The organism is Metabacillus rhizolycopersici (genome assembly GCF_020075705.1).
In genome coordinates, this window is the sequence record NZ_JAIQUM010000268.1 from 1 (window position 1) to 530 (window position 530).

Below are 530 nucleotides of genomic sequence, written 5' to 3' on the forward strand. Positions count from 1 at the left end.
GAAAGGAAGGTTTTTCTCCTTATCCGCATTTCTTTGGTATAGTGTAAAAAAAGTGGGAGTTGATAGGATGTTTTTCTTGGGACTGTTCCAGCAGTTGCCCGTAGTAGAAATTTTAACGGTGGCACTGCTGATTATACTCACGGTTTATTTGATCCGCAAATCCATCAAGCTTTTCTTTGACAAAACGAGCATCTTGGATGAAAAGCGGGAAGAGACATTGATGCATTTCGCCAACCAGGCGACAAAGGTATTGGGACTGGTGTTCTTCTTTATTTATATGCTTAGCCATTTCTTCGAGCTGACAAAGCTTGTCACTGGTTCGGTCGTGTTGGCAGGTGCCTTGGCATTGATCCTCCAGCATATCATCCGGGATTACATTATGGGACTGACCTACTTGTTTGAGCGCCAGATCCATCACGGGGATTATGTCATCATCAATGGTAACCGTCAGGGGAAAATCGAGGAAATCAGCATGCGCCACCTGAAGATCCGCCAATATGACGGATACCTCTATACGGTCTCCTATAGCA

General features: G+C 44.7%; 1 protein-coding gene. It reads left to right on the forward strand.

The window, feature by feature from the left end:
• Positions 1-67: 67 nt before the first annotated feature.
• Positions 68-530 (forward strand): mechanosensitive ion channel family protein (locus tag K9V48_RS28515; protein WP_224142357.1); only part of this gene is annotated, 463 nt, incomplete at its 3' end.